At 67.9% G+C, this 17567-nt stretch carries 15 protein-coding genes; 4 read left to right on the forward strand and 11 right to left on the reverse strand.

The features are described from left to right. Window positions 1–642, forward strand: a 642-nt coding sequence (locus tag Q4F04_RS06450; RefSeq protein ID WP_303369013.1) for a PfkB family carbohydrate kinase, incomplete at its 5' end; no start/stop codon positions are given. 73 nt (window positions 643–715) lie between these two features. Continuing rightward, window positions 716–1624 (forward strand): pseudouridine-5'-phosphate glycosidase, encoded by a 909-nt coding sequence (locus Q4F04_RS06455; RefSeq protein ID WP_303369014.1) that lies wholly within the window; start codon window positions 716–718, stop codon window positions 1622–1624. Between the two features lie 190 nt (window positions 1625–1814). Here Q4F04_RS06455 and Q4F04_RS06460 read toward each other — a convergent pair whose 3' ends face one another. The 5 genes from Q4F04_RS06460 to Q4F04_RS06480 all read right to left on the reverse strand — a co-directional run bounded on the left by Q4F04_RS06460 (window position 1815) and on the right by Q4F04_RS06480 (window position 9075). Then, window positions 1815–2864, reverse strand: coding sequence for a patatin-like phospholipase family protein (locus tag Q4F04_RS06460; protein ID WP_303369015.1), 1050 nt, complete (start codon window positions 2862–2864; stop codon window positions 1815–1817). A 90-nt stretch (window positions 2865–2954) separates the two neighbouring features. Further along, entirely contained in the window at window positions 2955–4082 is a 1128-nt protein-coding gene (gene prfB, locus Q4F04_RS06465) for a peptide chain release factor 2 (RefSeq protein ID WP_303369016.1), read from the reverse strand. Between the two features lie 79 nt (window positions 4083–4161). Beyond that, a complete protein-coding gene (locus Q4F04_RS06470; protein ID WP_303369017.1) occupies window positions 4162–6651 on the reverse strand; it encodes a penicillin-binding protein 1A in 2490 nt (829 codons plus the stop codon). Between the two features lie 73 nt (window positions 6652–6724). After that, window positions 6725–7930, reverse strand: coding sequence for an N-acetylmuramoyl-L-alanine amidase (locus tag Q4F04_RS06475; RefSeq protein ID WP_303369018.1), 1206 nt, complete (start codon window positions 7928–7930; stop codon window positions 6725–6727). Window positions 7931–7932: 2 nt separating this feature from the next. Beyond that, entirely contained in the window at window positions 7933–9075 is a 1143-nt protein-coding gene (locus Q4F04_RS06480; protein WP_303369019.1) for a pyridoxal phosphate-dependent aminotransferase, read from the reverse strand. Window positions 9076–9212: 137 nt separating this feature from the next. Here Q4F04_RS06480 and Q4F04_RS06485 point away from each other — a divergent pair, with 137 nt between their 5' ends. After that, entirely contained in the window at window positions 9213–9962 is a 750-nt protein-coding gene (locus Q4F04_RS06485; RefSeq protein ID WP_303369020.1) for a DsbA family protein, read from the forward strand. 419 nt (window positions 9963–10381) lie between these two features. On the opposite strand, the gene ispG is transcribed toward Q4F04_RS06485, so the two are convergent. The 3 genes from ispG to hemA form a co-directional block, all read right to left on the reverse strand. Continuing rightward, window positions 10382–11503 carry a flavodoxin-dependent (E)-4-hydroxy-3-methylbut-2-enyl-diphosphate synthase gene (gene ispG, locus Q4F04_RS06490; protein WP_303369021.1) on the reverse strand — a complete coding sequence of 374 codons (1122 nt, stop codon included), beginning with the start codon at window positions 11501–11503 and terminating at the stop codon, window positions 10382–10384. 64 nt (window positions 11504–11567) lie between these two features. Further along, on the reverse strand, window positions 11568–12791 hold the full coding sequence (locus tag Q4F04_RS06495; protein ID WP_303369022.1) for a helix-turn-helix domain-containing protein: 1224 nt from the start codon (window positions 12789–12791) through the stop codon (window positions 11568–11570). Between the two features lie 114 nt (window positions 12792–12905). Then, entirely contained in the window at window positions 12906–14135 is a 1230-nt protein-coding gene (gene hemA, locus Q4F04_RS06500) for a 5-aminolevulinate synthase (RefSeq protein WP_303369023.1), read from the reverse strand. Between the two features lie 177 nt (window positions 14136–14312). Between hemA and Q4F04_RS06505 the strand changes: the two genes are divergently transcribed. Further along, entirely contained in the window at window positions 14313–15698 is a 1386-nt protein-coding gene (locus tag Q4F04_RS06505) for a dipeptidase (RefSeq protein WP_303369024.1), read from the forward strand. 347 nt (window positions 15699–16045) lie between these two features. Here the strand turns inward: Q4F04_RS06505 and Q4F04_RS06510 are convergent, their stop codons facing one another. The 3 genes from Q4F04_RS06510 to Q4F04_RS06520 form a co-directional block, all read right to left on the reverse strand. Further along, window positions 16046–16555 (reverse strand): CarD family transcriptional regulator, encoded by a 510-nt coding sequence (locus tag Q4F04_RS06510; RefSeq protein WP_303369025.1) that lies wholly within the window; start codon window positions 16553–16555, stop codon window positions 16046–16048. Between the two features lie 257 nt (window positions 16556–16812). Then, window positions 16813–17151 (reverse strand): ferredoxin FdxA, encoded by a 339-nt coding sequence (gene fdxA, locus Q4F04_RS06515; protein WP_303369026.1) that lies wholly within the window; start codon window positions 17149–17151, stop codon window positions 16813–16815. A gap of 79 nt (window positions 17152–17230) precedes the next feature. Then, window positions 17231–17563 (reverse strand): RNA-binding S4 domain-containing protein, encoded by a 333-nt coding sequence (locus Q4F04_RS06520; protein WP_303369027.1) that lies wholly within the window; start codon window positions 17561–17563, stop codon window positions 17231–17233. Between the last annotated feature and the right edge of the window lie 4 nt (window positions 17564–17567).

Below are 17567 nucleotides of genomic sequence, written 5' to 3' on the forward strand. Positions count from 1 at the left end.
TGGATGCAGCGCCTGCCCGACTGGCCGACCGACGTCTACATGGCCATCGAGGACAGCCACGGCCTGATCGCCGCCATCGCCGACGCGCACTCGCTGGAAGCCGCCGGAGACCGCGTTCTGGCGCCCCTGCGCGACGGCACCTTCGGCTCGGCCGAGGCGCCTTGGCGCGGCACGGTGGTGATCGACGGCAACCTGACGGTGCCGCAGCTTGAAGCCATTGCCGCTGACCCGGCCCTGCGCCAGGCCGATCTGCGCGTGGTCCCGGCGAGCCCCGGCAAGGCCGAACGCCTCGCGCCCCTGCTGGGGTTGGATCACGTCACGCTCTATCTGAACCGCGCCGAGGCCGAGACGCTGGCGGGCCATCCCTGTGCGGGTGCCGCCGAGGCCGCGAAAGCCGTGGTCGCCCGCGGCGTGGCCCGTGCACTAGTCACGGATGGCCCCTGCCCCGCCGCCTGCGCCCAGCGCGGGGCTGAGGTGCTGACCGGGCAGCCGCCCCCCGTCACCATCGCCCGCGTGACCGGCGCAGGCGACTGCTTCATGGCCGCCCACATGGTTGCCGAACGCGCAGGAGTCGACCGCGCCGCCGCTCTGGACGCCGCCATCCGTGCCGCCGCCGCCCATGTCTCGGGCGAAGGGCCATGAGTTTTTTCTTCGCCTAAATATCCCGGGGTCCGGGGCAGCGCCCCGGCTTCCTTCCGACCACAAGGAGCCGCCGATGACCGACCTGCCGCTGAGCTTCACCCCCGAGGTCCGCGATGCGCTGGACGCGGGCCGCCCCGTCGTCGCGCTGGAATCGACGATCATCACTCACGGGATGCCCTATCCGAAGAACCTGGAAATGGCCCGCGATGTGGAAGCGGCAATCCGCGAGGCCGGTGCCGTACCAGCCACCATCGCGCTGATGGATGGCCGCATCCACATCGGTCTGGACGACGCGACGCTGGAATCGCTGGCGCAAGCGCAGGACGTGATGAAGGTCAGCCGCGCCGACCTTGCCGTCTGCCTGTCCATGCACCGTACCGGGGCCACCACGGTCGCGGCCACCATGATCTGCGCGGCGCTGGCAGGCATCCGCGTCTTCGCCACCGGCGGCATCGGCGGTGTCCATCGCGGCGTCGAGGACAGCATGGACATCTCGGCCGACCTTTACGAACTCGCGGCAACGCCGGTGACGGTGGTTTCGGCGGGGGCCAAGGCGATCCTCGACCTGCCGCGCACCTTCGAATACCTCGAAACCTTGGGCGTGCCGGTGATCGCCGTCGGCCAGGACGTGATCCCCGCCTTCTGGAGCCGCGATTCGGGCCTGCCTGCGCCCCTGCGCCTGGACGACCCTGCCCGGATCGCCGAGGCCGCACGGATGCGCCGCGCCCTCGGCCTGCCCGGCGGCCAACTGGTGGTGAACCCCATCCCGGCCGAGGCCGAGATCCCCCGCGCCGAGATCATGCCCGTGGTCGAGCAGGCACTGGCAGACGCCACTGCCCAAGGAATCGCCGCCAAGGCCGTGACTCCCTTCCTTCTGGATCGCATCTTCGAGCTGACCGAGGGCCGCTCGCTGACCGCCAACATTGCGCTGGTGCTGGCGAACGCCCGGTTGGCTGCGAAGATCGCGGCAGCCAGCGCCTGAACCCGGCAGAAAGGTCTTTCGGCTGAAAATATCCTCCGGGCGCACGAGCGTCCGGACAGAAGGCGAACCGGAAAACAGCCGTCATGGATGTTTTCCCGCCGGATGGGTCTAGTGGACCGGCTTCAGCGAGGCAGGAGCAGCGCCCGAGCGAGACTGCCTCCCGGTCCAACTGCGCCGCCTGCGCCGCCCCTCAGCCGTAAAGCCGCGGCAGGTCCACCGAATCACGCGCGCCGATGTTCCGGGCATCGCCCACCAGGAACTTTTCGGTCGCGAGCCGCCCCGCTTCCTTCATCCGGGCAACCAGCCCCGCCCCCGGCAGCAGCTTGGTCCGCGCGCCCAGCGAGTTCATCAGTTCCTCGTCGGACAGCAGGTGGATCAGCGGCTCCTTCATGTCGCGGCCGGTCAGGCGGCCTTCGGCGGTCAGGCGCTTGACGAACTGGATCGCCCGCAATTCCCGCAGCAGCGAGGAATTGAAGCTGACCTCGTTGATCCGGTCCTGGATCTCGACGGGGCTTTGCGGAATTGCCTCGCGCCGCATCGGGTTGATGGTGACGATGACGATGTCGCGCGGCAGTTCCGGCGCAAACAGCGGAAACAGCGCCGGGTTGCCTGAATAGCCTCCGTCCCAATAGGCCTCGCGCCGGCCGGTCTTGTGGTCCTCGATCTCGACCGCGCGGAACAGCGTGGGCAGGCAGGCCGAGGCCATGACGGCATCGGGCGTCACCTCGTCGCCCGAAAACACCCGGACATGACCGTCGCGGACATTGGTCGCGGTGACGAACAGCGCCGGGCGGCGGTCCGCGCAGGGGCCCAGCGGATGCGGCATCCCGGCGATGATCCGCCCCAGCGGGTTGGAATAGAACGGCCCGCTGTCATAGGGGCTGAACAGCCGCGTCATGTTCTCCATCCATGCGGCCGGAGAGAAGAGTTCCGCCCAGCGCTGGAAGGGCGAGGGCACATGGTCGAGGCAGGTCATCCAGCGCAGCAGGCGGTGATCGCTGCCGCGGCTGACCTCGTGCCAGACGTGATCAAGGTTTTCGCGCGCCGCCTTCCGCCCCGCTTCACCCGCAGCCGAGGCGAGCCCTGCGCCGATCGCCGCGCCGTTCAGGGCGCCTGCCGAGGTGCCGCTGATCCCCGCGACCTCGATCTCGTCGCCTTCCAGCAGGCGGTCGAGGACGCCCCAAGCGAACGCGCCATGCGCGCCGCCGCCCTGCAGGGCAAGGTTGATCCGTTTCGGCATGGTGCCCCCTTCGTGCTTTCCGCTGCAACGCAGCGTGAGGGTGGAAGGGAGCGGTCGTCAACGGCGATGTGAAGGAAGCGGCTGTCCGGGTCAGTCGTCCGAATTGGCCTCGGCCCGGCTTTTGCCCGACAGGTCCTGCGCCAGCGTGGCGGCCATGAAGCCGTCCAAGTCGCCGTCCAGAACCCCCTGCGTGTCCGAGGTCTCATGCCCCGTCCGCAGATCCTTCACCATCTGGTAAGGCTGCAGGACATAGGACCGGATCTGGTTGCCCCAGCCGGCATCGCCCTTGTTCTCGTGGGCGGCGTTGATCGCGGCGTTGCGCTTGTCGAGTTCCAGTTGATACAGCCGCGCGCGCAGGGCGTTCATCGCCGCCTCGCGGTTCTGGTGCTGCGACTTCATCGAGCTGGTGACGACGATGTTCGTCGGCAGGTGGGTGATCCGCACCGCCGAGTCGGTGGTGTTGACGTGCTGCCCCCCCGCGCCGGACGAGCGGTAGGTGTCGATCCTGATCTCGTTGTCGGGGATCACGATCTCGATATTGTCATCGACGACCGGATAGACCCAGACCGACGAAAAGGACGTGTGCCGCCGCGCGGCCGAGTCGTAGGGGCTGATCCGCACCAGCCGGTGCACGCCCGATTCCGACTTGAGCCAGCCATAGGCGTTCGGCCCGCTGATCTTGTAGGAAGCCGAGCGGATGCCGGCCTCTTCGCCGGGCGTTTCGGACTGCAACTCGACCTTGTAGCCCTTTTTCTCGGCCCATCGCGTGTACATCCGCGCCAGCATCGAGGCCCAGTCGCAGCTTTCCGTGCCGCCCGCGCCGGCGTGAACCTCGATAAAGGTATCGTTGCCGTCCGCCTCGCCGTCCAGCAGCGCCTCAAGCTCTTTCTGCGCGGCCAGGTCGGCCAGGGACTTCAGCGTGGATTCCGCCTCGGCCACGATCTCGGCGTCGCCCTCGGCCTCGCCCAGTTCGATCAGCTCGACGCTGTCCTTCAGGTCCTGGTCGATGCGGCGATAGGTTTCGACCTTGTCCGACAGCACCTGCCGGTCGCGCATCAGCTTCTGCGCGCGCGCGGGGTCGGACCAGAGATCGCCGTCCTCGATCATCGCGTTCATCTCTTCCAGGCGATGCGGGGCGGTGTCCCAGTCCATGCGCTGCGCCAGCAGGCCCAGCGACTTGCGGATGGCATCGACAGAGGCTTGGGTTTCGGCGCGCATGGGCGATCCCTAGGGTCGGACGGTGAACGGATGGGGGTGGCTGATAGCGCGGCGGGCCGCCCGGCACAAGCAAGGGCGGTCAGTAAAGCCCGCCCGCGCTCATGCTGTTGTAATCGGCCTTCTTCGGGATGACCCTGCGCTGGCCGGTCGAGGTGGTGACGGCCTTTTCGGTCCGCTCGGTGACGTCGCTGCTCTGCTTGGCGAAGCCGCCGTCCACGATGCGGGCCACGGCGGTGGTGCCCTCGCGGAAATATTCGGCGATCGTGAAGCTGCCATAGGACACATCGGCGAAATAGCCGCCCGGCGGCACCTTGAAGGCGGTCCCGCCGTATTCCTTGACCGCCTGCCGCATGAAGGCGTTGAACACCGGCACGCACATGGTTCCGCCGTAAGCGTTCGAGCCCATGCTGCGCGGCTCGTCAAAGCCCAGGTAGCAGCCCGCGACGATGTTCGAGCTGAAGCCGACGAACCACACGTCCTTGGCGTCGTTGGTGGTCCCGGTCTTGCCCGCGACCGGCACGTCCAGCTTGACGCCCTTGCCGGACCCGCGCTTGACCACGCCTTCCATCATTGAGGTCAACTGGTAGGCGGTGATCGCATCCATCACCCGCTCGCGGTCGGACTGGATCATCGGCGCCTGGCCGGGCGGCAGGGCGCCCTGTTCGCAGGTGGTGCAGACGCGCTTGTCGTGGCGGTAGACGGTGCGGCCGCGGCGGTCCTGCACCCGGTCCACCAGCGTGGGCTCGACCCGCTCGCCGCCGTTGGCGAACATGGCATAGGCCGCGACCATCTTGAACAGCGTGGTTTCCTGTGCCCCGAGGCTGTTGGCAAGGAAGGGCGAAAGGCTGTCATAGACGCCGAAGCGTTCGGCGTATTTGGCCACCGTGTCCATGCCGATGTCCCGCGCGATGCGGATCGTCATCAGGTTGCGCGACTGCTCGATCCCCGTCCGCAGGGGCGTCGGGCCATAGTAGCTGCCGCCCGCGTTCTTCGGCGTCCACAAGCCCTGCGGCGTGTTCACGGTGATCGGCTCGTCCTCGACGATGGTCGCCGGGGTGAAGCCGCGGTCCAAGGCCGCCGCATAGACAAAGGGCTTGAAGGCGGACCCCGGCTGCCGCATCGCCTGCGTCGCCCGGTTGAAGACCGAGGACTGGTAGCTGAAGCCGCCCTGCATGGCGATCACGCGGCCGGTGTTCACGTCCATCGCCATGAAGCCGCCCTGCAGCGTTGGGACCTGCCGCAGCGTCCAGCGGATGAAGGCGCCAGTGTCGTCGTCGGTCATCTGCCGCACCAGCACCACGTCGCCTACCGACAAGAGGTCCGAGGCCACCCTGGCCTGCGGCGCCCGTTCGCGCCCCGGCATCAGCTTGCGCGCCCATTGCACGTCGCGGGCGGGGATCACGTGAGGCTCGTCCTCCTGCGCGACGCCCTCGATGCCGATCACGGCATCGCTGTCGGTCAGGTCCAGCACCACGGCTGGGTGCCAGCCCTGAATGTCGCGCGGGACCTTGATCTTGGCCAGCGCCGCCCGCCAGCGGTCCTCGGACCCCAGTTCCTCGGGCGCGATCACCTGCCCCGTGCCGCGCCAGACGCCGAGGTTGCGGTCATAGCGTTCCAGCGCGTCCTGCAGCGACTTGGCCGCGACCTGCTGCAGGTCAGGGTCCATGGTCGCGCGGATCTGCAACCCGCCGGTGAAGAACTCGTCCTCGCCGAACTGCTGGGACAGTTGGCGGCGGATCTCGTCGGTGAAATAGTCGCGCGGCGGCAGGCTGTTGCGGAAGGCCGGATAGTCGCCGTTCTGCACCGATTTCAGCGGCAGCGCGGATTCGGCGCGATAGGCGGCTTCGGTCAGGTAGCCGTTCTGCCACATCTCGCGCAGGACATAGTTGCGCCGTTCGGTGATCCGCTCCTTGTCGCGCACGACGGACCGCGAGGGCGCCTGCGGCATCGCCGCCAGCATCGCCGCCTCATGGGGTGCAAGCTGGTTCAGGGACTTGTTGAAATAGGTCTGGGCGGCGGCGGCCACGCCCGCGCTGTTCTGGCCCAGGAAGATCTCGTTGAGATAAAGTTCGAGGATCTGGTCCTTGGTCAGCGTGTTTTCCAGCCGGGTGGCGAGGATCAGTTCCTTGACCTTGCGTTCGACGCTGCGCGAGGAGTCGAGCAGGAAGTTCTTCATCACCTGCTGGGTGATGGTCGAGGCGCCGCGCACGCTGCCCCCCCGCGTCTGGATCGCCTGCACCGCCGCGCCGGCCATGCCGCGCGGGTCATAGCCGCGGTGCTGGTAGAAGTTCTTGTCCTCGGCCGAGATGAAGGCCTGCTTCACGAGGTCCGGAATCTCCTCGACCGGGACGAAGATGCGGCGTTCCTCGGCGAATTCGTCGATCAGGCGGCCCTCGCCGGAATAGATGCGGCTGATGGTCTTGGGGGCGTAGCTTGCCAGCGCCTCGTGGCTCGGCAGGTCGCGGGAATAGATCCAGAAGATGCCCCCCACCACGAGGGCAAGGAAGACGCTGGCGGTCACGAACCACGAAAAGATCGCGCCGAAGAAGTTCAGGACGAAACGGATCACTGAGGCCCCATGCGGCTTTCGAGCGAGGGGTTTCTATAGCGCCACACCCCTTCCGGGTCAAAGCAAGCTTGCGTCAGGGACGCGGCGCCGCAAGCGGACCCTGCGCGTCCTGGTCGGCGGCCCAAGCGAGGATGCCGTCGGTCATCGCCTCGGCCACCCGCTGCCGCCAGACCGGGTCGAACAGGTTGGCGCGGTCCTGCGGATGGGTCAGGAAGCCCAGTTCGATCAGCAGCGACGGGATGTCGGGCGATTTCAGCACCGAAAAGGCCGCGCCCCGGATCGGGGTGCGGTGCATGACGACGCCCGCCTCGTTCATCTTTGCGACCAGGTGACGCGCCGCGTCCAGGCTGCGCGGCTGGGTGTCCAGCCGGGCGAGGTCCATCAGCGCCCGGCTCACGTCCTCGTCGGTGTCCGACAGGTCCAGCCCGGCAAGAATGTCGCTGCGGTCGTGCATCAGCGCAAGCTGGCGCGCGGCGCGGTCGTTCGATTGCCCGTCCCAGGCGTAGATGCTGGCGCCCGCCGCCTCGCCCGCTGGCAGGGCATCTGCATGCAGCGAGATGAACAAATCCGCCCCCTTGGCCCGCGCGACGGTGGTGCGGCGTTCCAGCGGGATGAAGCGGTCATCCTCGCGCGTCAGCACGACCTCGATGCCGCGGCCGCGCAGGGTGGCGGCGAGTTCCTGCGCGAAGCCCAGCATGACCGCGGCCTCGGAAATCGCCCCCACCTGCGCGCCGGGGTCGATCCCGCCATGGCCAGGGTCCAGCACCACCCGCAGCCGGTCGTCCGCCAGTGCGTTCCGGTCCGCGCCCGTGTCCGCGGGCTGCGGCAATCCCCGCAGCACGGTCAGCGCATCGGGGCGGGGCTGGAAGGCGTCAGGCGCGACGGGAAGAAGCCGCAAGGCAAGGCTCGGGGCGGGCACGGCCCGCATCTGCACCGAGTCGAGCTTCATCGGCCCCGGCAGCGTCAGGATCGCCCGCGCCCCGCCCTGCGGCGCAGGACCCCAGCGCAAGGCCAGCGGATCGGCGGAAGTCTGGCCTTCGGGCGGGACGGCGCCCTGCAGGTCGATGACCAGCCGGGGCGGGTTGTCCACAAGCGCGATGCGGTGCGGCACGGCGCGGTCAAGCCCGATGGTCAGCATGATGGGCCGGGGCCTGCCCCGGTCACGCCCCTCCATCCCCAGCACCGTGCGGGACAGATCGACCGCCGCCAGGGTTTCCGCCGCAACCGGCGCCGCAAGCGCCAGCAGCGCCGCCGCGGCGATCAGCCGCGCAAGGCGCATCCCTACCGCCCGGCCATGTAGCGGGCCAACCGGTCCAGCCCTTCGGCGATGTCCTCGGTGGACCGCGCATAGGAAAACCGCAGCGTGCCCGCCCCGCGGTGCGGGTCGAAGTCCACGCCCGGCGTGACCGCCACGCCGGCCCTGTCCAGAATGTCGGCCGCCATTGCCGCACTGTCATGGGTCAGGGCCGAGACATCGGCATAGACGTAGAAGGCCCCGTCCGGCGGGGCGATCCGATCAAAGCCCATCGCGGGCAGCCGTTCCAGCATCATCCGCCGGTTCTCGGCATAGACGGCAAGGTTCGCCTGCGCCTCGGCCTCAGCCTCTGGCGTCAGCGCGGCCAGCGCGGCGACCTGGCTGGCATGGGGGGCGCAGATGAACATGTTGGCGGCAAGGCGATCCATGGTGCGGACCATGTCGGGCGGCACCACCAGCCAGCCCACGCGCCAGCCAGTCATGCTGAAATACTTGGAAAAGCTGTTGATGACGACGGCATCGTCGGTCAGTTCCAGCGCGCTGACCGCCCGCTGGCCATAGTCGAGGCCGTGGTAGATCTCGTCCGAGATCAGCGCGGCGCCGATGCCATGGGTTCGCTTGACCAGCGCGGCAAGCGCCTCACGGTCCAGCATCGTTCCCGAAGGGTTGCCGGGCGAGGCGATTATGACGCCCTGCACCCCTTGGGGAATATCCTCGGGCACGGGCTGGTAGCGGTTCTCGAATCGGGTCTGCATCCCCACGGGCTCGACCGACATGGCGCGCAGGATCTGGCGATAGCTGGGATAGCCCGGCTCGCCCACCGCCACCTTGTCGCCAGCGTCGAAAAGCGCGGCAAAGGCCAGAAGGAAGGCACCCGAGGAACCCGGCGTCACCACCACCCGCGCGGGGTCCAGATCGACGCCATACCAGCGCCAGTAAAGCCCCGCGATGCCTTCCCGCAAGGCGGGCAAGCCCAGCGCGACGGTATAGCCCAAGGGTTCCGCCAGTTCCCGCCCCAGCGCCTTCAGCGCGGCGGCGGGCGCGGGGGTCGAGGGCTGGCCCACCTCCATGTGGATGATGTGGCGGCCTTGGGCCTCGGCCCGGCGCGCGGCTTCCATGACATCCATGACGATGAAGGGATCGACCTGACCCCGCTGCGACTGCCGCATCTGCCTGCCCTTTTCCGTTTGGCCGCCCTTTTCGCCCCCGGCCCCCCTGCTGGTCAAGCGGCGGTGACAGGCACGGGGGTGGACAGCATCCCCGCGCCTGGCGCAATGTCCGCGCGAGTTCCGGTAAAGGACCGACGATGAAAACCCTGATGACTGCCGCGCTGATGACAGCGGCCCTTGCTGCCCCCGCAGCCGCCTTTGACCCCGCCGCCATGTCCGATTCCGAACGCGCGGCCTTTGGCGAGGCGGTGCGCGACTACATCATGCAGAACCCCACCGTCCTGGTCGAGGCGCTGAACGCAATGGAAGCGCGTCGGCTGGCCGATGAGGCCGAAAGCGACAAGCTGCTGGTCCAGACCTACAGCGCCGAGATCTTCGAGGACGGCCACTCCTGGATCGGCGGCAACCCCGAAGGCGACCTGACCATCGTCGAATTCATCGACTACCGCTGCGGCTATTGCCGCCGCGTCGCGCCCGAGGTCGATGAGGTCGTGGCCCGCGACGGCAACATCAGGCTGATCCTCAAGGAATTCCCGATCCTGGGCGAGGAAAGCGACCTTGCCTCGCGCTATGCCATCGCGGTCAGGCAGCTGCAGGGCGCGGATGCCTACAAGGCCGTCCATGACAGGCTTTACGAAATGCGGGGGGCGGTGACGGCCGAGTCGCTTGGGGCGATCTCGGAGGATCTCGGCTTCGACCCGCAGGCCGTGGCCGCGCGGATGGGCAGCGACGAGGTTTCGGCAGAGATCGCCAGCAACCGCCAGCTTGCCGAGAAGATGCAGATCATGGGCACGCCCACCTTCGTGATCGGGCCGGAACTGCTGCGCGGCATCCCCTCGACCGGACTGGCTGCGGCAGTCGAGCAGGTCCGGGCGGCGGAAGGCTGAGGCTTTTCACCTTTCCGGCCTGCCCGGCCTTCACGGTCAAGGACAGGGGGCTTCGCGCCCCCTCTGGCGTCTCTGCGAACCGCCATTCGCCCCGGCGGGACATTTGAAAACGTCCAAAGTCCGTTGATCGAATCTTCAGTCTTCTGTCCCGATGTTCAGGGTGCGGTACAGGTGGGGACGCCGATGACCGCACCGGCCGGAGCTCCCCATCCATGTGGCGGGGACGTGCGTCTTCCGGGCGGTTCGGGAATATGCGGCGGGCTACCGGGCGCCCGGACAGAAGGCGGGCCACAAAACAGCCATCATGGCTGCCTTGCCGGCGGATTGTTTCCAGCGAGATCACGGGCGCCAGCCCTGAAGGTGGGGCTTGAAGCAATGCCGGAAGGGCCAAACAGCCACTTCGGCGTTACCGCTGGAAACTACTCCGCCGCTTGCGGCGTCCGGGCAAGTTCATCGGCGCGGCGCTCGACCAGTTCGACGATGTGGTCGATCATCTGGGCGTTCGACATCTTGTGGCTCTGCTTGCCGGCCATGTAGACCATGCCGCTACCCGCGCCGCCGCCGGTGAAGCCGAGGTCGGTCATCAGCGCCTCGCCCGGCCCGTTCACCACGCAGCCGATGATCGACAGGCTCATGGGCGTCTTGATATGCTCAAGCCGCTGTTCGAGGGCCTCCACGGTCTTGATGACGTCGAAGCCCTGCCGCGCGCAGGAGGGACAGGAGATGATCTGCACGCCCCGCGTCCGCAGGCCAAGCGACTTGAGGATCTCGTAGCCGACCTTCACTTCCTCCACCGGGTCGGCCGACAGCGACACGCGGATCGTGTCGCCGATCCCGGCCCACAGCAGGCTGCCCATGCCCACCGCCGACTTGACCGTGCCGCCGCGCAGACCGCCCGCCTCGGTGATGCCCAGGTGGATCGGCGCGTCGGTCGCCTCGGCCAGCGCCTGATAGGCGGCGGCGGCAAGGAACACGTCGGAGGCCTTCACGCTGATCTTGAATTCGTGGAAGTCGTTGTCCTGCAGCAGCCTGATGTGGTCGAGGCCCGATTCTACCATCGCGTCGGGACAGGGCTCGCCGTATTTCTCAAGCAGGTGGCGTTCCAGAGAGCCCGCGTTGACGCCGATGCGGATGGAACAGCCATGGTCCTTGGCAGCCTGCACGACCTCGCGCACCCGCGAGGGGTCGCCGATGTTGCCGGGGTTGATCCGCAGGCAGGCGGCGCCGGCCTCGGCCGCCTCGATGGCGCGGCGGTAATGGAAATGGATGTCGGCCACGATCGGGACCGGGCTTTCGCGGGTGATCTCGCGCAGGGCGCGGGTGGATGCCTCGTCAGGGGTCGAGACGCGCACGATGTCCGCCCCCGCATCCGCCGCCGCGATCACCTGCGCCAGCGTCCCCCCCACATCGGTCGTGTCGGTGTTCGTCATGGTCTGGACGCTGATCGGCGCATCGCCCCCGACCGGGACCGAACCGACCATGATCCGGCGCGAGGGCCGGCGCTGGATGTTGCGCCACGGGCGGATCGGATTATGCGTCATCGCTGGACCTTTCGGCTGGTGCCCGCAAGATAGGGCCTTGGCCTTGCGGCGGCAACCGCACCCGTCAGGGCGTGGCCGCGGCCCCTTCGCCCTGCAGCGGCGCGGCAGAGGCGACCGAGAACATGCTGGCAAGTTCCGGGTCGGCGGCGGGGTCGGCCAGCGCGAAGGCTCCGGTCAGCGCGGTGGCCGACAGTTCGACATCCTTGACGACCTTTGCACCGGGCGCCGCAGGACCGTAGGTGTCGCCGTTCACCGCGAAATAGACCGCGCCCGAGTTGCCCGTCCGCAGCACCGGCGGCTGTTCGGTCGGCGGCAGCGCGAAACGCTCGCCCGCGTCCAGCGTCTTTTCCAGGATAATCGAGCCATCGGCCGCGCTGACCCGGACCCAGGCGGGGCGGGTCGCCAGGATCTCGACCTGCGCCGCTTCCGGCCCCAGCGTGCGGACCGCCTGCGTCTCTGCCGGTTGCGTTGCGGCGATCTGGGCGGGCGCGGGCTGCGCCCCGGTCCCCGCCGCGACCTGAGCCTGCGGCGCGGCGGCGTTCTCGATCAGGCCGGGGTCGATGGCGGCGATGGGGGTGTCGCGCGGCGTCAGTTCCGGCACCTCCAGCGCGCGGGGGCGATAGATGCGGTCTAGCGCCTCGGGCTGCGGCAGGTCCACCGCGGCAAGATCCACCTCGCCCGCCGGCACCGCGTCCTGCGCCGGGTCCAGCGTCGCGATGACCGCCGGGGCCTGGTCCGAGGGCGTCAGGTTGACCTTCTGCACTTCCTGCAGGACGGACCAGCCGCCATAGCCGAGGCCCAAGGCCACCAGCGCCATCACCAGCACCGAGCCGATGGCCCGCGGCTCGACCGAGGACCAGAAGCTTTCGGGCTGCGGCAGATACAGGGCACGCGGATTGGCCAGCGATTCGGCCAGATCGGCCGGGCGGCGGGCGGTCTGGGGCACGATGGGCGCAGAGCCGGTGCCATTGGCAAGCTGGAAGCCCGATTCCTCGGCAAAACGGCGCAGCACCCAGTCCTGGTCCATGCCCAGATAGCGGGCATAAGAGCGGACATGGCCGGGAACGAAGCTCGGCGCGTCAAAAGCCGAAAGGTCGCAGTTCTCGATCGCGGCGATGTAGGAGGCGCGGATCCGCAATTCGCGCTGCACATCCAGCAGCGACTTGCCGATAGTGGCCCGTTCGCCACGCATCATGTCGCCCAGCCGCATTTCGAATGCGTCGAAACCCGGTGCCGCCCTGTCCATCAAGGAATCGCCCGCCGCTGACGGCGTCTGCGTCCCGCTCATTGTTGCCTGCCTCATTTTGAAAGGTCCGCTTTGCGCCTGTAACGCGAATCCGGCCTGTTTTGTTTAAGGGCAGACTAACATGTCGGCGAGAGGGACAACACAGGTTGTTGAGGCTCAGGCGACCGCATGTGAGCGATTGAGCGCGCAGCGTGACCACAGTGCATCCATCGCCCGCACCAGATGGTCGATCTGCCTGGCGTCATGGACAGGCGATGGCGTGAAGCGCAGCCGTTCCGTCCCGCGCGGCACGGTCGGGAAGTTGATCGGCTGGACGTAGATGCCGAAATCCGCAAGCAACATGTCCGACAGCATCTTGCAGTGGACCGGGCTGCCGACATGGACGGGCACGATATGTGTGCCGCGGTCGTCGATCGGCAGGCCCAGCCCGCGCAGGCGCATCTTGAGGATGCTGGCGTGCAACTGCTGGGCATCGCGCAGCTTCTGCCCCTCGGCGGTCTTGAGATGGGCGATCGAGGCCGCAGCCCCCGCCGCGACCGCGGGCGGGATCGAGGTGGTGAAGATGAAGCCCGGCGCATAGGACCGGATCGCGTCGCACATCTTGGCCGTGCCCGCGATATAGCCGCCAAAGACACCGAAGGCCTTTCCCAGCGTCCCGTTGAAGATGTCGATGCGGTCCGTCAGCCCGTCGCGTTCCGCCACGCCGCCGCCGCGGGGGCCATACATGCCGACGGCATGGACCTCGTCTAGGTAGGTGAGTGCGTTGAACTCGTCCGCGAGGTCGCAGATCGCCGCGATGGGGCCGAAGTCGCCGTCCATCGAATAGATCGATTCAAAGGCGATCAGCTTGGGCGCGGCCGGATCATCAGCCGCCAGAAGCTCGCGCAGGTGGGCCACGTCGTTGTGGCGGAAGATGCGCTTGGCGCCGTCGAAACGCTTGATCCCCTCGATCATCGAGGCGTGGTTCAGCTCGTCCGAATAGATGATCAGGCCGGGGAACAGCTTGCGCAGCGTCGACAGCGTCGCGTCATTGGCGATATAGGCCGAGGAAAAGACCAGCGCCGCTTCCTGCCGATGCAGGTCCGCCAGTTCGGCCTCCAGCCGCTTGTGATAGACCGTGGTGCCCGAGATGTTGCGCGTCCCGCCCGAGCCCGCGCCGGTCGAATCCAGCGCCTCGTGCATGGCGTTCAGCACCACCGGATGCTGGCCCATGCCAAGGTAGTCGTTGCCGCACCAGACGGTGATTTCCTGCTCGGCCCCGTCGGGACGCTTCCAGATCGCCTGCGGGTAGTGGCCCTTGCGCCGCTCGATGTCGATGAACGTCCGATAGCGGCCTTCGTCGTGCAGACGCTGCAGAGCCTGATCGAGTGCGGCATCGTAGTTCATCAGCTTGCTCCCTTGCGTAACTGGCTGGGCTGGCGGCATGGGCCTGTCCCGAACATGGTCCGGGCCGATGGTCCCTGCATTGATAAGGATCAACGGACGGGATTAACAGCCTCTATTCCCTCCCTGAGACGAAAAGTCGTAGGGAACTCGATGAATATGCTTGGGAAAGGACAAAAGATGGCGACGGATCACCGGCTGGACGAGGTGCTGGATCGGCTGGACGCAGGGTTGCCCCAGGCGCTGGAGCGGCTGATGGCCTTCCTGCGCATCCCCTCGGTCTCGACCGATCCGGCATTCGCGGCGGATGTGCGGCGGGCGGCGGGCTGGCTGCGGGACGAACTGGCCGGGCTGGGCTTCGAGGTCTCCGTGATGGACACGCCCGGCCATCCGATGGTGCTGGCGCGCACGCCTGCGGGCGAGGGGCGCAGCCTGCTGTTCTACGGCCATTACGACGTGCAGCCCGTCGATCCGCTGGACTTGTGGCACCGCCCGCCCTTCGACCCGCAGGTTCAGGACACGCCGGACGGCCCGGTGATCCGCGGACGCGGGGCCGCCGATGACAAGGGCCAGTTGATGACCTTTGTCGAGGCCTGCCGGGCGTGGAAAGCCGTCCATGGCGCCCTGCCCCCCGGCCTGATCCTGCTGTTCGAGGGCGAGGAGGAATCGGGTTCCCCCAACCTCCAGCCCTTCCTGCGCGAGAACGCCGGGGCGCTGCGGGCGGACATTGCGCTGATCTGCGACACGACCATGTATTCCGACGGTCGGCCCGCGATCACGACCCAGCTGCGCGGCCTGATGGGCGAGGAGATCGTCGTCCGCGCCGCCGACCGCGACCTGCATTCGGGCAGCTTCGGGGGCTTGGCCGCGAACCCGGTCCAGGTGCTGGTGAACGCGCTTGCCGGCATCAAGGACGCGGATGGGCGGGTGACACTGCCCGGCTTCTACGACGGCGCGCCGGAACTGACCGAGGAGCTGCGCGCCGACTGGGAAGCGCTGGGTTTCGACCCGGCCGAGTTCCTGGCCCGTGTCGGTCTGCGCGAGCCGGCGGGCGAGAAAGGCCGCACCGGGCTGGAGATGGTCTGGAACCGCCCCACCTTCGAGATCAACGGCATCGCCGGAGGCTACGCGGGCGAGGGCTTCAAGACCGTCCTGCCCGCCGAGGCCCGCGCCAAGGTCAGTTGCCGCCTTGTCGGAACGCAGGACCCCGGTGCGATCCGCATGGCTCTGCGGGAACACATCCGCGCCCATGTCCCCGCCGACTGCACGGTCGAGTTCCACGCCCATGGCAATTCGCAGGCGAGCGTCATGGACACCTCGGACCCGGCCTTTGCCGCGGCGAAGCAGGCGCTGACCGCCGAATGGGGCCGCGAGGCCGCCTTCATCGGCGCGGGCGGGTCCATTCCCGTGGCAGGCGACTTCAAGCGGATGCTGGGCATGGACACAATGCTGATCGGCTTCGGCCGCGACGACGACCGCATCCATTCGCCGAACGAGAAGTATGACGTGGAAAGCTTCGCCAAGGGCGCGCGAAGCTGGGCACGGATACTGGCGGCGTTGGCGTGATGGGCTTGCAGGGCACATCATGAAGTGCGCCCCGGCTGGTGCTGCTGCCCATCGGGCAGGCACAGGCCGTGCCATCCCGGATCTCCATGGCTGCCCAGGAGGAAGCAGCCATGGGGATCCTCATCATCGCAGCCAGTCAGGCGGCAACCATGCGGGGCAGAGCAGCCTTGTGAGTTGCGGTAAATTCCTCAGCCATGAAGCCTGCCAAAGCGCAGCCGATGCCCTGAAGTCACCTCAAGATTCCGGCAGAGCGCCGATCATGGAGACTAGGTGCCTGTCAGGGCGGTGACACCGGACAAGCGAAGGGCGCCCGAAGGCGCCCCGTCCGATCCTTCCCGATCCGGCGCTCAGGCCGCGCGGGCAGTCAGCACGGCCTCGACCTGCTTCTGGGCGCCGCCCTCGTCGATCCCGCTGACGGCAGCGACCTCACGGGTCAGACGGTCCAGAGCGGCTTCGTAAAGCTGGCGCTCGGAATAGGACTGCTCGCGCTGGTCGTCGTTGCGGTGCAGGTCGCGCACGACCTCTGCGATGGACAGCAGGTCGCCCGAGTTGATCTTCTGCTCATATTCCTGCGCGCGGCGCGACCACATGGCGCGCTTGACGCGGGCCTTGCCCTTCAGCGTCTCCATCGCGCGATCGACCATGTCGGGCGAGGCGAGGCCGCGCATCCCGATCTCGGTCGCGCGGGCGGTCGGAACGCGAAGCGTCATCTTGTCCTTCTCGAACGAGATCACGAACATCTCAAGGCGAAGGCCGGCGACCTCCTGCTCTTCGATGGACACGATGCGGCCGACGCCGTGGGCGGGGTAGACCACGAAATCGTCGGGGCGGAACTCGTTCTTCTTGGTCTTCGACATCATGCTTCCTTCCAGCTTACGCCCTGCCGGGGCGCAAAAATGCCCCCAGAGGACTTGCCCTCCCGAGGTGCGTGTGATTGTTGTCTGCTGGCAGGACAGGCGGATGTCCGGCCACAAGGCAGCCGGCCAGCGCAGAACGTGGCCGATATGACAGTCTTATATCACGAATCACCCCCTGAATGAAGGGGTTTCTGCCGCGATATCCATCATCCGGCTGCTTGGGCTTTTCGCCGGCGAATGCGCGCCGGCGCCGGGCGTCAGTCGCCCTCGCCCGGGTTCGGCGAAAAGTACTTATCCATCTTGCCGGGCTGGCCGTCCATCTCGGCTGCAGTGGGCAGCGGATCCTTCTTGCGGGTGATGACCGGCCATTGTTCGGAATATTTCCGGTTGAACTCGACCCAGGCCTCCATGTCCGGCTCGGTGTCGGGCCGGATCGCGTCGGCGGGGCATTCGGGTTCGCAGACGCCGCAGTCGATGCACTCGTCGGGGTGGATGACCAGCGTGTTCTCGCCCTCGTAGAAGCAGTCCACCGGGCAGACCTCGACGCAGTCCGTGTATTTGCACATGATGCAGTTGTCGGTCACGACATAGGTCATCGGAATCCTCGCGGGCAGGTGCGGGGGTTGACCTATGCCTTTCGCCCGGAAGGTTCAACCCGGGGGAAAGCGGGGACCGCTATGCGTCGGGCGCGCCGATGGCAGAGGGCGCATCGAGGTCCTCGTAAAGCGCGCGCGCCTCGGGCGCGGGGCCGCGGCGTTCGCCCGGGGCAAGGACGCGCAGGCTGCGGACGCCGCCGGGGGCTGCGGCCGTCACCACGTCGCCCGGCTTGACCTCGTGCCCGGGCTTGCGGCAGGGGGCGCCGTTCACGCGGACCCCCCCTTCGCTGATGCGGTCGGCCGCCATCGTGCGGGTCTTGAAGACGCGCGCATGGCACAGCCAGCGGTCGAGCCGGATCGAGGACGGCGGGGCAGCCTCGCCCTCGTCCCGGTCCCTGCCCCTGCGCGCCATCAGG

This window comes from Paracoccus sp. (in: a-proteobacteria), assembly GCF_030536915.1.
In the GTDB taxonomy this organism is placed as follows: domain Bacteria; phylum Pseudomonadota; class Alphaproteobacteria; order Rhodobacterales; family Rhodobacteraceae; genus Paracoccus.

Bases quoted from the DNA above. Each gene is read 5' to 3' on its own strand.
- Q4F04_RS06505 (WP_303369024.1), top strand. From the start codon at position 14,313: ATGGCGACGGATCACCGGCTGGACGAGGTGCTGGATCGGCTGGACGCA.
- Q4F04_RS06510 (WP_303369025.1), bottom strand. From the start codon at position 16,555: ATGTCGAAGACCAAGAAGAACGAGTTCCGCCCCGACGATTTCGTGGTC.
- Q4F04_RS06520 (WP_303369027.1), bottom strand. From the start codon at position 17,563: ATGGCGCGCAGGGGCAGGGACCGGGACGAGGGCGAGGCTGCCCCGCCG.
- Q4F04_RS06480 (WP_303369019.1), bottom strand. From the start codon at position 9,075: ATGCGGCAGTCGCAGCGGGGTCAGGTCGATCCCTTCATCGTCATGGAT.
- ispG (WP_303369021.1), bottom strand. From the start codon at position 11,503: ATGACGCATAATCCGATCCGCCCGTGGCGCAACATCCAGCGCCGGCCC.
- prfB (WP_303369016.1), bottom strand. From the start codon at position 4,082: ATGCGCGCCGAAACCCAAGCCTCTGTCGATGCCATCCGCAAGTCGCTG.
- fdxA (WP_303369026.1), bottom strand. From the start codon at position 17,151: ATGACCTATGTCGTGACCGACAACTGCATCATGTGCAAATACACGGAC.
- hemA (WP_303369023.1), bottom strand. From the start codon at position 14,135: ATGAACTACGATGCCGCACTCGATCAGGCTCTGCAGCGTCTGCACGAC.
- Q4F04_RS06495 (WP_303369022.1), bottom strand. From the start codon at position 12,791: ATGAGCGGGACGCAGACGCCGTCAGCGGCGGGCGATTCCTTGATGGAC.
- Q4F04_RS06475 (WP_303369018.1), bottom strand. From the start codon at position 7,930: ATGCGCCTTGCGCGGCTGATCGCCGCGGCGGCGCTGCTGGCGCTTGCG.
- Q4F04_RS06460 (WP_303369015.1), bottom strand. From the start codon at position 2,864: ATGCCGAAACGGATCAACCTTGCCCTGCAGGGCGGCGGCGCGCATGGC.
- Q4F04_RS06455 (WP_303369014.1), top strand. From the start codon at position 716: ATGACCGACCTGCCGCTGAGCTTCACCCCCGAGGTCCGCGATGCGCTG.
- Q4F04_RS06485 (WP_303369020.1), top strand. From the start codon at position 9,213: ATGAAAACCCTGATGACTGCCGCGCTGATGACAGCGGCCCTTGCTGCC.